Origin of the sequence: Aliiruegeria haliotis (genome assembly GCF_003003255.1) — a bacterium.
Lineage (GTDB): Bacteria > Pseudomonadota > Alphaproteobacteria > Rhodobacterales > Rhodobacteraceae > Tropicimonas > Tropicimonas haliotis.
The window spans coordinates 159,840-172,061 of sequence record NZ_PVTD01000004.1; the positions used below are offsets into that span (position 1 = coordinate 159,840).

Below are 12,222 nucleotides of genomic sequence, written 5' to 3' on the forward strand. Positions count from 1 at the left end.
TGACATCCTCCCAACACAGACCCAATCCGGTTCCGAGCCGACAAAAACGAGAGGTTAGATAGCATACCAGTGTGGTCGCCCGCGCCTTTGACAGCGCGTGGCGCTGGTGTCCGCCATTCAAATGAATGGCACTCGACCCCGACCGGGTCAGAGGCTGCGGGTCATTCCATCTTCAGGGCGTTGATGAACGCCTCTTGCGGGATCTCGACCCTGCCGAACTGGCGCATCTTCTTCTTGCCCGCCTTCTGCTTTTCCAGAAGCTTCTTCTTCCGGGTGGCGTCGCCGCCATAGCACTTGGCGGTCACGTCCTTGCGCATGGCCGAGAGGGTTTCCCGTGCGATCACCCGGCCGCCAATGGCCGCCTGAATCGGGATCTTGAACATATGCCGCGGAATCAGCTCCTTGAGCTTTTCGCACATCGCCCGGCCCCGCATTTCTGCCCGGTCGCGGTGGACCATCATGGAGAGCGCGTCGACCGGTTCCTCGTTCACCAGCACCGACATCTTGACCAGATTGTCGGTTCGATAGCCGGAAAGCTGGTAGTCGAAGGAGGCGTAGCCCTTGGTCACCGATTTCAGCCGGTCGTAGAAATCGAACACGACCTCGTTCAGCGGCAGGTCATAGACCGCCATCGCGCGGGAGCCGGCATAGGTCAGGTCTTCCTGAATGCCGCGACGGTCCTGGCACAGCTTGAGCACGTCACCGAGGTACTCGTCCGGCACCATGATCGTGGCCTTGATGCGCGGCTCGTCGATATGGTCGATATCGGCTGGGTCCGGCATGTCGGCGGGATTGTGCAGCTCGATCTCTGTGCCGTCACGCATATGGATCTGGTAGATCACCGAGGGCGCAGTCGTGATCAACTCGATATCGTACTCCCGCTCGATCCGGTCGCGGATCACTTCGAGATGCAACAAGCCAAGGAAACCGCAACGGAAACCAAAGCCAAGCGCGGCGGAGGTCTCCATCTCGTAGGTGAAAGAGGCGTCGTTCAGCGCCAGCTTCTCGATGGCGGTGCGAAGATCCTCGAACTCCGCATTGTCGACCGGGAAGAGACCGCAGAAGACCACCGGTTGCGACGGCTTGAAGCCCGGCAAGGGCGTGTCGCAGGGCTTCTTCTGGTGCGTGATGGTGTCGCCGACACGGGTATCCCGCACCTGCTTGATCGAGGCGGTCAGGATGCCGATCTCGCCGGGGCCAAGCTCCGCGATATCCTGCATCTTGGGGCGCAGCACGGCGAGCTTGTCGACGCCGTATTTCGCGCCTGTCTGCATCATCAGGATCTGGTCACCCTTGCGGATAACACCATCCATGACACGGATCATGACGACAACGCCAAGGTAGGGGTCGTACCACGAATCCACCAGCATCGCCTTGAGCGGCGCATCGCGGTCACCGGTGGGCGCTGGCAGGCGTGTGACGATGGCCTCCAGCACGTCGGGAATGCCGACGCCGGTCTTGGCCGAAATCAGGCAGGCATCGGTGGCATCAATGCCGATCACGTCTTCGATCTGCTCGGCGATCCGCTCCGGCTCCGAGGCAGGCAGGTCGATCTTGTTCAGCACCGGTACGATCTCGTGATCCGCCTCGATCGCGGTATAGACGTTCGCCAGCGTCTGCGCCTCCACCCCCTGGGTTGCATCGACGACAAGAAGCGAGCCTTCAACCGCACGCATCGAACGGGAGACTTCGTAGGCGAAGTCCACGTGGCCGGGCGTGTCGATCAGGTTCAGGATATAGGTCTCGCCATCCTTCGCCGGGTATTCGATACGGACCGAGTTGGCCTTGATCGTGATGCCGCGTTCCCGCTCGATATCCATCGAGTCGAGAAGCTGCTCCTGCATGTCGCGCTCTGCAACAGTCCCGGTCATCTGGATGAGCCGGTCGGCAAGCGTCGACTTGCCGTGGTCGATATGGGCGACGATGGAGAAGTTGCGAATATGGCTGAGATCGGTGGTCATGGGCGGCATATGAGGGGAAGTGGCGGGTTGGTCAAGGACAAGCGCGTGCATTCAAGCTGTGCAAGCGCCATCAAGACCGCGGAACCGCCCGCAAAACCGTCGACGCGTGACACACCCCAGCGTCGAACCTGCGATAACTGATCCATGTCATTTTTCCCCCATGGGATTGCCGATAACTGCCTATAGAATCAAAAAAAGGAGTTTCTCATGGCCCTTGTCCGAGCAGCCGGTGCATTTCGCCAGGATCAATTCGACCTTGGCGCAACATACAACGTCCGCGACCATATATTCCGGTACGACGACGATCCCTGGACAACATGGGGACGGACCTACAACGACGATTGGGGCATCGCATTCTCGGCCCCGGATGGCGCCTACGTGCTCTCCTTCGTCGGGCAGAACCTCCAAATGACCGACACGGCGCTGAAGGGCGGAGAGGTCACCGGCGTCATCTACCAATACAACGGCGGTTCGGGATGGGGGGACATGTGGGCCATCCAGAACATTTCGAGCCCGGGGAACAAGATTTTCGCCGCCATGCGGACTCAGAAGCTCGGCGATGACATCGCATTGGCGAAGGATATGTTCTCCGGAAACGATCGTTTCGAGCTGGGACGGCACGACGATTTTGCGCTCGGCTACGACGGCGCCGACAGGATAAAGGGCAATCGGGGCGACGACGAGTTGAGCGGTGGCAATGGCGCTGACAGGCTTCAGGGGGATCATGGCAACGACATCTTGCGTGGAGGGAAAGGGACCGACACGCTCCTCGGTGGCAGTGGGAAGGACAAAGCCCGCGGCGGGGCTGGCAATGACCAGCTCGAAGGTGGCAGAGGGGGTGATGCGCTCTTTGGCGAGGCTGGCAGCGACAAGCTATTGGGCCAGAACGGAAATGACCTGCTTGAGGGTGGCGGCGGCGCCGACATCCTGAAGGGCGGTGGGGGCCGTGACCTCCTGCACGGCGGGCGAGGCATGGACGTGTTGACCGGCGGCAGCCATGCCGACAGCTTTCTGTTTGGAAAGAGCTCCGGGCGCGACCGGATCACTGACTTCCGCGACAACGTCGACACGATCCGTCTGGCCGCCGATCTGTGGCAAGGCAATCTGACCGTGCGCGAGGTTGTGGACACGTTCGGAGCCGTAAAGGGCGATGCGGTTGTGCTGGACTTTGGCAAGCAGGAACTCACCATCGACGGCTACGACGAGTTGGCATTCCTCATGAACGATATCCAGATCGCCTGACGCTCCGGGCGCCGGGTTCGGCCCTTTGCCCGCCCCTGCACACATTGTCTGCGCGCCCAGCCACAGCCCCCGGCGTGGCCGCGCGGGCCGCCTGCGGCTAGTGTGGCGGTCAAGGAGGAGCGCAACATGCAGAAGATACAGGTACAGGGCGTCCATCACATCACGCTGACCGGAGCCGACCGCCAGACATCGATAGATTTCTGGGAGGGGCTGCTGGGAATGCCGTTCGTTTTCGACCAGCCAAACCTCGATGATCCCGACGAAGGTCATCTCTATTTCGATCCCGGCGATGGCCGGCTGATCACGATCTTCACGGACGAGGGAAGGTCCCCCGACCCTCGGCCAGCGCCGCAGGAACCGGGCATGGTGCATCACCTGGCCTTCAACCTCAGCCGGGCGGTGTTCTCGCAGGTCGTGAAACGACTGGACGCACGGGGCATTTCCCACTCGGGCGTGAAGGACCGTGGCTTCATGGATTCCATCTACTTCCGGGACCCGATGGGATTGCTGGTCGAGCTGGCGTGCTACAGGTTCGAGCCGCCAGTTGGCTGCACCCACGCCGATGTCATGATCGAGGCACACCGGATGCGCGTCGCGCGCGGCGACTACAACATCCAGGAAATCCACCTGGCCGATGCCATCGAAACACTGGTCGGTCGTCGCCAGCAGAGCCTGTCGAAGGACCGCAGCCCGGGGGATCCCTACCGCACGCGCTAGACCGCCAAGCGGGGGGCACGGCCGGAGTACGAGGGAGCATTTCTCGATGCCGACCGGCGGTGGTGTTCTGATCAGGCGAGGACCGGCCAGAGACTCGCCACCAGGAGCGAGGCCATCAGCCCGTTGAAGACCCTCAGTCGGGCGTGGCTGGTGAGCAAACGGGCCACCTGCTGGCCCAGTACGATCCAGCCAGAACAACTGGGCAGGTTGATGGCACCGAAGATGGCCGCGGTCAGCAGCACCGCGGCAAAGGAATGGCCCGGCGTGTAGACGGTCACCGCCGTCAGTGCCATGGTCCATGCCTTCGGGTTGACCCATTGGAACACGGCCGCCTGAAGGAATGTGAGCGGGCGCCCTTCGTGTGCCCCCTGCCCGGGCGGCATTGCCGTCGCGATCTCCCACGCAAGCCAGAGCAGGTAGATCACGGAGACACCGCGCAACACATCCCGGGCGGCAGGGATCAGGTCAAAGACCCGCGCCAGACCTGTTCCGACCAGAACCACCATCACGGTGAAGCCGATCGAGATCCCCAGAAGATGGGGCAACGTGCGACGCAGGCCGAAGTTTGCGCCCGAGGTCATCAGCATTAGGTTGTTCGGCCCCGGGGTGATCGAGGAGACGAAGCAGAAGGCGGCCAGGGCTGTGAGCAAATCAGGTGTCATTGCACAATGATGCACCGATACCAGCGACATATGATTGCTTTCTCGATCGAGTACTGCCAAAAAACTGCAACAAATGACGAAGATAGATTCGATAAATGAGCGAATCTTGCAGATCCTGCAAAGGGACGGGCGGATCAGCAATGCCGAGCTGGCCGATCGGGTGGGCCTGTCCGCCTCTGCGTGCCTTCGGCGGGTGCAGGAACTGGAACGATCCGGCGTGATAGCCGGCTACCGCGCGGTGCTGAACCCGGCGCGGTTGGGTCAGGGTTTCATGGCCTATGTCGCTGTCGGGCTCTCGCAACACACCAAGTCAGCTCAGCAGGCATTCGAGCGTGCGATGGGGATCGCCCCGGAGGTTCGTGAATGCCACAACGTGACCGGCGGGGTGGAGTACCTGCTTCGCGTCGAGGTGGCGGATCTGGAGAGCTACAAGGCCTTTCACACCGACCGTCTTGGCGCCGTGCCCGAAGTGGCCACGATCACCACCTACGTTGTCATGGCCTCCCCCAAGGACGACCGGGCCTGAGCCTCAGATGACTGGCGCGACCAATCCCGTAACAGGTTGCGAAATGCCGTGCCCGGATTGTTGAAAGAATCACTGTTTTCTGTCAGGCTGGCGCAACATCGGGGAAGATCCGCGCAAAGACGGCATTCCCCAGCAACCGAGGCAGAGCATCATGAAACTCATTCCGACCACGTTGTTGATTCTTGCGCTCGCGGCACCGCTGAGCGTTGTGACCGCGCCCTCTGCGGAGGCCGGCTCCACCATCGAACGTGCCTGCATCAAGTCGAACCGCCGTGCCGCCTCGCGGCCGCTGTGCGACTGTATCCAGCGCGTTGCCGACCAGATGTTGACCCGCAAGGAGCAGCGAATGGCGGCGAAGTTCTTCAAGGACCCGCACATGGCGCAGGAGATACGGCAATCTGATCGCGCCAACCACGAAACGTTCTGGAAACGCTACAAGGCTTTCGGAACGACCGCAGGCAACGTCTGCAACTGACGGCGCCGCGCAACGGGCAAGCTGCGCAGAGCCTCACCACTCACGATGGGTCCAGGTGCTGGCCGCGTTCAAGCGCGGTCAGCAATCTTTCCGACGTCTCCTCGATGAGCGCGAGCACGTCGTCGAAATTGTCCTCGTAGTAGGGGTCTGGCACATCGGACATCGCACCTGTACCATAGTCGAGGAAAAGGCGCGCCGGGGTCTCGTTTCCAACGGGACGTTGGCGTTCCATATCGCGAAGGTTCTGTGCATCCATGGCAAGAAGCAGGTCAAACCGGTCGAAATCGGCCGGCTGGAACTGGCGTGCCCGCAGGTCGGAGAGGTCGTAGCCAGCAGCGCGGGCGCTGGCCTGCATGCGGCGATCGGGCGGGTTTCCCACGTGCCACGCACCGGTTCCCGCACTGTCCACCTGAACCTGCACCCCTCTCTGACGGGCCATTGCTCGGAACACGCCATCAGCGGTCGGCGAACGACAGATATTGCCAAGACAGACGAACAGGATGCGTTGGGCGGAGGTCGGGTTGGTCATGAAACCTGCCTGCGCCCGCGCGCGCGGCAGGTCAACCCCGTTGGCCGGCAGGGCGTTACATTCCGGGCCGTTCCCATCTGCCGTGCCGCGCGGGTCCTGCAGCCCGGCTCTGAGTGCATGGCCGCCTGCCGTGGCACTCCAACCGCTGGACATTCCCGCGTTCCGGAGGGAAAGACGGACGGTGGAACATTCGAGCGACAACGAGGAAGCCGAGCCGTGGATATCGAGGATCTTGCACGCCGGGTGATTGCCGGCGAAAGGCGCGCCCTGGCCCGCGCCATCACCCTTGTCGAAAGCCAGCGGGACGATCACCGCGACATGGCGATTGCCTTGGGCAAGGCCGTCGCGGGCACCGGACGCCAGGCACTTCGACTGGGCCTGTCGGGCACGCCCGGCGTGGGCAAATCCACCTTCATCGAGAGTTTCGGCAAGATGCTGACCGCACAGGGCCTGCGTGTGGCGGTCCTGGCGGTCGATCCGTCCTCGTCGCGCTCCGGGGGATCGATCCTGGGCGACAAGACCCGGATGGAGGAACTGTCGCGCGACCCCAGGGCCTTCATCCGCCCCTCGCCCAGCCAGTCGCAGCTGGGCGGCGTGGCGCGGCGCACGCGCGAGGTCGTGGCACTCTGCGAGGCGGCGGGCTTCGACGTGGTGCTGATCGAAACGGTGGGCGTCGGCCAGTCGGAGACGATGGTGGCGGAGATGTCGGACCTGTTCCTTCTGCTGCTGGCGCCGGCCGGAGGCGACGAGTTGCAGGGTGTGAAACGCGGGATCATGGAGATCGCCGACATGATCCTGATCAACAAGGCCGACGGCGAGTTGAAGCCGGTCGCCAACCGCACCTGCGCCGATTATGCGGGAGCGTTGCGGCTTCTGCGAAAGCGGCCCGAGGACCCGAAGGATTTCCCGAAAGCGATGACCGTTTCCGCCGTCGCGGGCGACGGGCTGGAGACAGCCTGGGAGGAGATGACAACGCTCGCCGACTGGCGGCGTGAGCACGGCCACTGGGACCTGCGCCGGGCGGAGCAATCCCGCCACTGGTTCGAGGAAGAAGTCAGGTTGGGCCTGCTTGCTCGACTGAGCAACTCAGCGGAGATGCGTGAGCGGATGCAGGCCCTCGGCAATTCGGTTGCCGGCGGGCAACTTGCCCCTGCGGCCGCTGCCGAAGAGATGTTGACCATTCTCGACGCGCGCGGCTGACGTGGGCAGCGCCTCGGAGAACCTGCGCGGGGCGTTATTCATGGTCGCCGCGATGGCGGCCTTCGCGCTGGAGGACATGTTCCTGAAATCCGCCGCGTGGGAAGTGCCCGTGGGGCAGATCCTGATGCTGTTCGGCACGGGCGGGACGTTGGGGTTCCTGATACTGGCGCGGATCAGAGGAGAGCGGGTCTTTACCCGCGCCCTCTTGAGTCGTGGCATCGCACTTCGTGCCGCGCTCGAGTCGACGGCCCGGCTGTGCTACACGCTGGCAATAGCGCTGACGCCACTGTCGAGCGCCTCCGCGATCCTGCAGGCCACACCTCTTGTTGTCGTTGCCGGTGCGGCGCTGCTGCTGGGCGAACGCGTCGCGTGGTCCCGGTGGCTGGCCATCCTCGCGGGTTTCGGAGGGGTTCTGATGATCCTTCGACCCGGGCCGGGAAGCTTCGAGGCGGCCTCTCTCTTCGCCGTATTCGGAATGCTCGGTTTTGCCGGGCGCGACCTGACCACCCGCGTCATGCCTCGTGGCCTGAGCAATGCGACGCTAGGGTTCTGCGGCTTCGTGGTCCTGATCCCGACCGGCGCGCTTTTCCTGGCCGCGACCGGTGGCGCGGTCTGGCCCAGCGCAAGCAGTTGGGCCGCGCTGGCCGCAGGCACACTCTTCGGTATCGTCGCCTATGCCGCGCTGACGGCCGCGATGCGCACAGGTGAGGTCTCCGTGGTGACGCCGTTCCGCTACAGCCGGCTACTGTTCGGCGTGACGCTGGGAGTGCTGGTCTTTGGTGAAAGGCCTGACACGGCCACCCTTCTGGGCAGCGCGGTGATCCTCGGTTCAGGTTTGTTCATCATGCTCGGCAGGCGGAAAACCGCCCCCGTCCAGCGCGCAAGTGGTGGCCGCTCAGCCTGACGCGGTGTCGTCCGGGCGCGACAGATCGATGGCAACCAGGCCCAACTGGCGGGCCGCCTTCAGGGAGAGAATGGCCGAGTTCAGCCCCTGCGGCTGCTGGAAGCGCCGGATCGCGCTGCGGGTCTCTGCGGTCAACTCCCCGGTGACCTCGCCACCATAGTATCCACGCACGCGGAGCGCCCGTTGCAACGATGCGATCACATCCGGCGTCAGGCGGTCGGGACAGGGCGTCTCGAACCAGACCTCGGAGCGTTCCTCCACGATGCGCTGCCGGGTCTCCTCGCTGTAGACTGCTTCGGCCTCGACCGTGCCATCGGCCGCACGTCTTTCGGGAGATACGAGAACACGTTCGGTCACGGTTTCAAGGGTTGCCGGGGTCTCGTCCCGGCCCCAGCACGTGCCGGGGGCGGCATCGGGCGGTCCCGACGCATCCCGCGCAGCGATCGGTTCCGCCTCAAGAATACGGGCCACCGCCGGTGCATTGTCGGAGGTACCGCAGGCTGCCAACGCCAGGCAGACGGCAAGGAAGGCAATCCGTTTCACGCGGTCGGGTCCCGTATTGATCGTCAAATCGCTCCGCGCGACGCTAGCGTGGTGACCAGACAACGGGAAGGTGTACGTGGCCTGCTGCCAGGCGGTGTGGCGTGCGGGTCTCAGAGAACGCGGGCGGCGATCCGGTCAAGCGACCTGTCGGATGCCTGCGCATTGCCCGCAGGATGGACGTGCCATGGCGTGTTCGAATGTCCCGGGCGACGTGGGCTTCCATTTGCGTACCACGCCGGACGATGGTGGCGAAAGCCCACCCCTGCGGCAGCGTTTGTGGGTGCGAGCCGGATACGGCACCAGACCCCGGAGACGTTTGCGGAGTTTGCGACTGAATGGCGCCCCCGGTCGGAAGGCTGCCGGTTTCACCTTGCGATCGTCCAGCTCGCCTCAGCGACAGGCCATCGCTGCCCTGAACGCGCGCTCGCCGGTGTTCGGCCCGATGTCGCGCGCGCGCAGACGGCCCGCCTCCAGTCTCGTCGAGACAAGCCGGGTCCAGTCACCTGAAGCGGTCACCATCTCCGTGCCCGAGCCGCAATCCCGAAGCCCCCCGGAAATCTCGCGGTCGCCAATGCGGTGGTTGCTCAGCCCGCCGAGGCTTGCGACCTGGCTCAGCGCACCGGCGTCGTAGCGCCAGACACGCAGGGTCTTTGCCAGGTGGGGCCGGTCGACATAGGCGAGCTCCACCTTGCCGTCGCCATCGAGATCGCCCACCCCGACGGGGGCCAGCCAGCGAAACCGGGTACCGATATGCGGGGTTGCAACCAGACGTGTGAAAGTGCCCGCATCAATACCCCAGATCGCCAGTCGAGCGCCGAGGTTCTGGTGGCTTTCAACCACCACGATCTCCGGCGCACCGTCGCCGGTGACGTCGACCAGCCGCGGCGCCACGTCCTCGAACACCAAGGCCTCCGGCAGTTTCACTTGCAAGCGCGCACCGCCCGGACAAGTGCCCGCGCCGGAAAGCCGGACCTCAAGCCCGCCCCATTCCGAGTCATCGCCAAGGGCGCCGTGCGGGTAGCGGATTGTCGGCTCGACATAGCGTGCACTGGAGATCTGCTCGCAGGAGATGGGCACATCCTGCGCCGCACCGGGCCCCGGAACGGCGATGGCAAGGGCCACCAGCATGCAGGCGGCCCGAAACATCATCAGATCTGCTTCTCCGGCAGCTTGACGACCAACCCGTCCATGTCGTCGGTCACCTTGATCTGGCAGGTGAGCCGCGACAGGCCCGGCTGGGTCTCGTAGGCGAAATCGAGCATGTCCTCTTCCATGTCCTCGATTGCCGGAAGCTTCTCGACCCAGTCCGGGTCGACATAGGCGTGGCAGGTCGAGCATGCGCAGGCGCCGCCGCAATCGGCCTCGATGCCTGGCACGCCATTGTCGCGCGCCCCTTCCATGACCGTCAGCCCGCTGGCGACGTCGACCACGTGCTCCTTACCGGAAAATTCGACATAGGTGATCTTTGGCACGGGTGAATTCCTTTTCGCTACTGCCCGAGTCTTCGCTGTTCCATCCGCTGACATAGGGCAATTGCCCCGGCAATGCCAGACGCGACGCCCCTTGGCTTCAAACCACGCACGTTCTATATTTGTTCTCATGGAGATCAAGGATCACATGGTTCCCAGCCCGCCGCCGGACAGTTGGCCCCGCCCGCCCAGCTGCATTCCGGCGGAATTGCTGTTCCTGCCGCCGCAGGGCGCGCGGATCTGCGTGGCCGGGCTGGTGCTGGTACGCCAGCGTCCAGGCACAGCCAAGGGAGTGATCTTCCTGACACTGGAGGACGAGACCGGGACCTGCAACGTGGTGGTCTGGGCCAAAACCTACGAGCGCTTTCGCCGGGCGGTGATCTCGGGGCGGCTGCTGCGGGTAACGGGACGGATGCAACGGGAGCAGAACGTGGTGCACGTGATCGCCGAGCAGATCGAGGACATCTCGCCCATGCTGGACGCGCTGCTGGATCCGGCGTTCGATCCGAACGCGACTCACGGCTGAGACCCGACCGCAGGTGGTCGGCCATGCCCGGACACCTGCACGGCGCTCGCTGCAACCATTCTCTGTGATTTCGGCCCCGGGTGTGTTACGCAGGGTCAACCAGAGTCGCCACATTTGATACTGGAAAACTGCCATGCTCCTCACACTCGTCGACAAAGACTCCTTCGACTATTCAGAAGCGAACCATGACGTGATCCTGGAAAAGCAAAGCTCCTGTGTTCCGCTCATCGGCGATCTGATCAAGGATGGCCACGGCCTGAGTGCGTTCAATGTCTATCGCGTCGAGGGCCGAGTGTTCCGGTCCAAGCCGGTCCGGAATGGTGAAGACACGGATTTCTCTAGCGTCTACCTGTTGGTTTCGACCGTGTCCCAGAACTGACACAACCGCCCCCTCGGACCTTCGAGAGCAATCACCGCTTCTTGGTGGAGTTCGGACTGACACTGGCGCAGAGCGAACGGCAACAGCGCCGCCGGGTACGCCGCCCGACTCGCTGGTACGCCAAAGACCCACGCCTCACGAATGCCCGTTGGTGCGTCCTTCGATGCTGAGCCCACCCGATCCTGACGGAGGCCTCTGCGGTGGCTTTACTCCCTTGCCATTGACGGACACCCTGCATCACGACCGCCTTCCCGCATCAAGCGCGACGGATCTGCTCGGCCTTTCGGGCCCGCGTCGCACCAACGATCCGAGAGAAAAGCAGAAATTCAGCGTCGCGTTTGCGTGAGCTCCTGTGCGCGACGCCCCGGAAGCCTGCCCGACTTTCGTTACATCCCTCACGGTGGCGGGAGAATGTGCTCGCGTTTCGCGAGTTCAACCCGTCCGTAGAAACCAAGCCACCGTTTCAAGCCCCCCTCGCCGCTGCGTGATGTGCCCGGCTGCACACAGACCCCTGTTCTGGCGCGGGTTCTGTTCGCCGGGCCAATCCCCATCTTGGCTTCATCGACGGCACCCAAGCCGCAGTGAAACAGATCAGTTGAACCGAAAGGACAGACCATGAAAACCATCGCACTTGCAACCGCCCTGACCGTCGCCGTCTCTGCCCCGGCTTTCGCGAACGAGCAACTTGCCAATGGCCTCGGCATCGATGCCAGCCAGTACACGACCGCGCAGATCGCAGCGCTGCGTGCCGCCACTGCCGATGACGAGCGGGCCGCCGCCAACTACATCCGAAAGAACGGTGGCGCGTCCGGTGCGACGGTCTCCACCAAGAGCTTCGGCAGCAATGACCGCGCGACCGAAATCGCCATCCAAAGCGCACTGGCCTCCGACGAGCGCGCTTCGGCCCGGTCGCTTCAAAAATCGGCTTCTGGCGTGACGGTTTCCACCAAGAGTGTCGGAACCTCCGCCGGACAGCGCCAGCTCGCCGCCTCGCTTGGTGTCGACCCGGCCGACTACACTCTGGCTGAGCTGGTCCATCTGAAGGGCGTCCAGTCGAGCGACAATGGCCGCGGCGAATAACGTAAACGG

The 12,222-nt window shown here is 63.6% G+C and carries 15 protein-coding genes; 9 read left to right on the top strand and 6 right to left on the bottom strand.

The genetic code is table 11. The annotated features are described in order from the left end of the window. Positions 1-161: 161 nt before the first annotated feature. Positions 162-1,961 (bottom strand): translation elongation factor 4, encoded by a 1,800-nt coding sequence (lepA, locus tag CLV78_RS12045; RefSeq protein ID WP_425427945.1) that lies wholly within the window; start codon positions 1,959-1,961, stop codon positions 162-164. Between the two features lie 207 nt (positions 1,962-2,168). On the opposite strand from lepA, the gene CLV78_RS12050 reads away from it, so the two are divergent. Together CLV78_RS12050 and CLV78_RS12055 are read left to right on the top strand one after the other, a co-directional pair. After that, the gene (locus CLV78_RS12050; RefSeq protein WP_106205067.1) at positions 2,169-3,203 is read left to right on the top strand and encodes a calcium-binding protein; all 1,035 of its coding nucleotides are present in this window, start codon (positions 2,169-2,171) and stop codon (positions 3,201-3,203) included. Positions 3,204-3,329: 126 nt separating this feature from the next. Next, on the top strand, positions 3,330-3,920 hold the full coding sequence (locus CLV78_RS12055) for a VOC family protein (RefSeq protein WP_106205068.1): 591 nt from the start codon (positions 3,330-3,332) through the stop codon (positions 3,918-3,920). Between the two features lie 71 nt (positions 3,921-3,991). Here the strand turns inward: CLV78_RS12055 and CLV78_RS12060 are convergent, their stop codons facing one another. Further along, a complete protein-coding gene (locus CLV78_RS12060) occupies positions 3,992-4,582 on the bottom strand; it encodes a LysE family translocator (RefSeq protein WP_106205257.1) in 591 nt (196 codons plus the stop codon). Between the two features lie 73 nt (positions 4,583-4,655). On the opposite strand from CLV78_RS12060, the gene CLV78_RS12065 reads away from it, so the two are divergent. Both CLV78_RS12065 and CLV78_RS12070 read left to right on the top strand, forming a co-directional pair. Further along, a complete protein-coding gene (locus CLV78_RS12065) occupies positions 4,656-5,108 on the top strand; it encodes an Lrp/AsnC family transcriptional regulator (RefSeq protein WP_106205069.1) in 453 nt (150 codons plus the stop codon). 151 nt (positions 5,109-5,259) lie between these two features. Next, the gene (locus CLV78_RS12070; protein ID WP_106205070.1) at positions 5,260-5,583 is read left to right on the top strand and encodes a hypothetical protein; all 324 of its coding nucleotides are present in this window, start codon (positions 5,260-5,262) and stop codon (positions 5,581-5,583) included. A 40-nt stretch (positions 5,584-5,623) separates the two neighbouring features. Here CLV78_RS12070 and CLV78_RS12075 read toward each other — a convergent pair whose 3' ends face one another. After that, on the bottom strand, positions 5,624-6,265 hold the full coding sequence (locus tag CLV78_RS12075; RefSeq protein ID WP_342751831.1) for a low molecular weight protein-tyrosine-phosphatase: 642 nt from the start codon (positions 6,263-6,265) through the stop codon (positions 5,624-5,626). 63 nt (positions 6,266-6,328) lie between these two features. On the opposite strand from CLV78_RS12075, the gene meaB reads away from it, so the two are divergent. Both meaB and CLV78_RS12085 read left to right on the top strand, forming a co-directional pair. Beyond that, positions 6,329-7,312, top strand: coding sequence for a methylmalonyl Co-A mutase-associated GTPase MeaB (gene meaB / locus CLV78_RS12080; RefSeq protein WP_106205071.1), 984 nt, complete (start codon positions 6,329-6,331; stop codon positions 7,310-7,312). A gap of 1 nt (position 7,313) precedes the next feature. Beyond that, positions 7,314-8,216 carry a DMT family transporter gene (locus tag CLV78_RS12085; protein WP_281261144.1) on the top strand — a complete coding sequence of 301 codons (903 nt, stop codon included), beginning with the start codon at positions 7,314-7,316 and terminating at the stop codon, positions 8,214-8,216. Here the strand turns inward: CLV78_RS12085 and CLV78_RS12090 are convergent. From CLV78_RS12090 to CLV78_RS12100, 3 genes are all read right to left on the bottom strand, one after another. After that, positions 8,208-8,759 carry a peptidoglycan-binding domain-containing protein gene (locus CLV78_RS12090; protein ID WP_106205259.1) on the bottom strand — a complete coding sequence of 184 codons (552 nt, stop codon included), beginning with the start codon at positions 8,757-8,759 and terminating at the stop codon, positions 8,208-8,210. The genes CLV78_RS12085 and CLV78_RS12090 overlap by 9 nt on opposite strands. 390 nt (positions 8,760-9,149) lie before the next feature. Then, positions 9,150-9,908, bottom strand: coding sequence for an FG-GAP repeat domain-containing protein (locus tag CLV78_RS12095; protein WP_106205073.1), 759 nt, complete (start codon positions 9,906-9,908; stop codon positions 9,150-9,152). Further along, the gene (locus CLV78_RS12100) at positions 9,908-10,231 is read right to left on the bottom strand and encodes a 2Fe-2S iron-sulfur cluster-binding protein (RefSeq protein WP_106205074.1); all 324 of its coding nucleotides are present in this window, start codon (positions 10,229-10,231) and stop codon (positions 9,908-9,910) included. Before CLV78_RS12100 ends, CLV78_RS12095 begins: the two co-directional genes overlap by 1 nt. Positions 10,232-10,358: 127 nt before the next feature. Between CLV78_RS12100 and CLV78_RS12105 the strand changes: the two genes are divergently transcribed. From CLV78_RS12105 to CLV78_RS12115, 3 genes are all read left to right on the top strand, one after another. After that, positions 10,359-10,754 (top strand): OB-fold nucleic acid binding domain-containing protein, encoded by a 396-nt coding sequence (locus tag CLV78_RS12105; RefSeq protein ID WP_106205075.1) that lies wholly within the window; start codon positions 10,359-10,361, stop codon positions 10,752-10,754. Positions 10,755-10,887: 133 nt separating this feature from the next. After that, a complete protein-coding gene (locus tag CLV78_RS12110; RefSeq protein WP_106205076.1) occupies positions 10,888-11,133 on the top strand; it encodes a hypothetical protein in 246 nt (81 codons plus the stop codon). 615 nt (positions 11,134-11,748) lie between these two features. Then, entirely contained in the window at positions 11,749-12,213 is a 465-nt protein-coding gene (locus CLV78_RS12115; protein WP_106205077.1) for a hypothetical protein, read from the top strand. The last annotated feature ends 9 nt before the right edge of the window (positions 12,214-12,222 follow it).

Coding starts and splice junctions, on each gene's coding strand:
- CLV78_RS12095 (WP_106205073.1), bottom strand. CDS start 9,908: ATGATGTTTCGGGCCGCCTGCATGCTGGTGGCCCTTGCCATCGCCGTT.
- CLV78_RS12060 (WP_106205257.1), bottom strand. CDS start 4,582: ATGACACCTGATTTGCTCACAGCCCTGGCCGCCTTCTGCTTCGTCTCC.
- CLV78_RS12105 (WP_106205075.1), top strand. CDS start 10,359: ATGGAGATCAAGGATCACATGGTTCCCAGCCCGCCGCCGGACAGTTGG.
- CLV78_RS12110 (WP_106205076.1), top strand. CDS start 10,888: ATGCTCCTCACACTCGTCGACAAAGACTCCTTCGACTATTCAGAAGCG.
- CLV78_RS12070 (WP_106205070.1), top strand. CDS start 5,260: ATGAAACTCATTCCGACCACGTTGTTGATTCTTGCGCTCGCGGCACCG.
- CLV78_RS12065 (WP_106205069.1), top strand. CDS start 4,656: ATGACGAAGATAGATTCGATAAATGAGCGAATCTTGCAGATCCTGCAA.
- CLV78_RS12050 (WP_106205067.1), top strand. CDS start 2,169: ATGGCCCTTGTCCGAGCAGCCGGTGCATTTCGCCAGGATCAATTCGAC.
- CLV78_RS12055 (WP_106205068.1), top strand. CDS start 3,330: ATGCAGAAGATACAGGTACAGGGCGTCCATCACATCACGCTGACCGGA.
- CLV78_RS12075 (WP_342751831.1), bottom strand. CDS start 6,265: ATGTCCAGCGGTTGGAGTGCCACGGCAGGCGGCCATGCACTCAGAGCC.
- CLV78_RS12115 (WP_106205077.1), top strand. CDS start 11,749: ATGAAAACCATCGCACTTGCAACCGCCCTGACCGTCGCCGTCTCTGCC.
- lepA (WP_425427945.1), bottom strand. CDS start 1,961: ATGACCACCGATCTCAGCCATATTCGCAACTTCTCCATCGTCGCCCAT.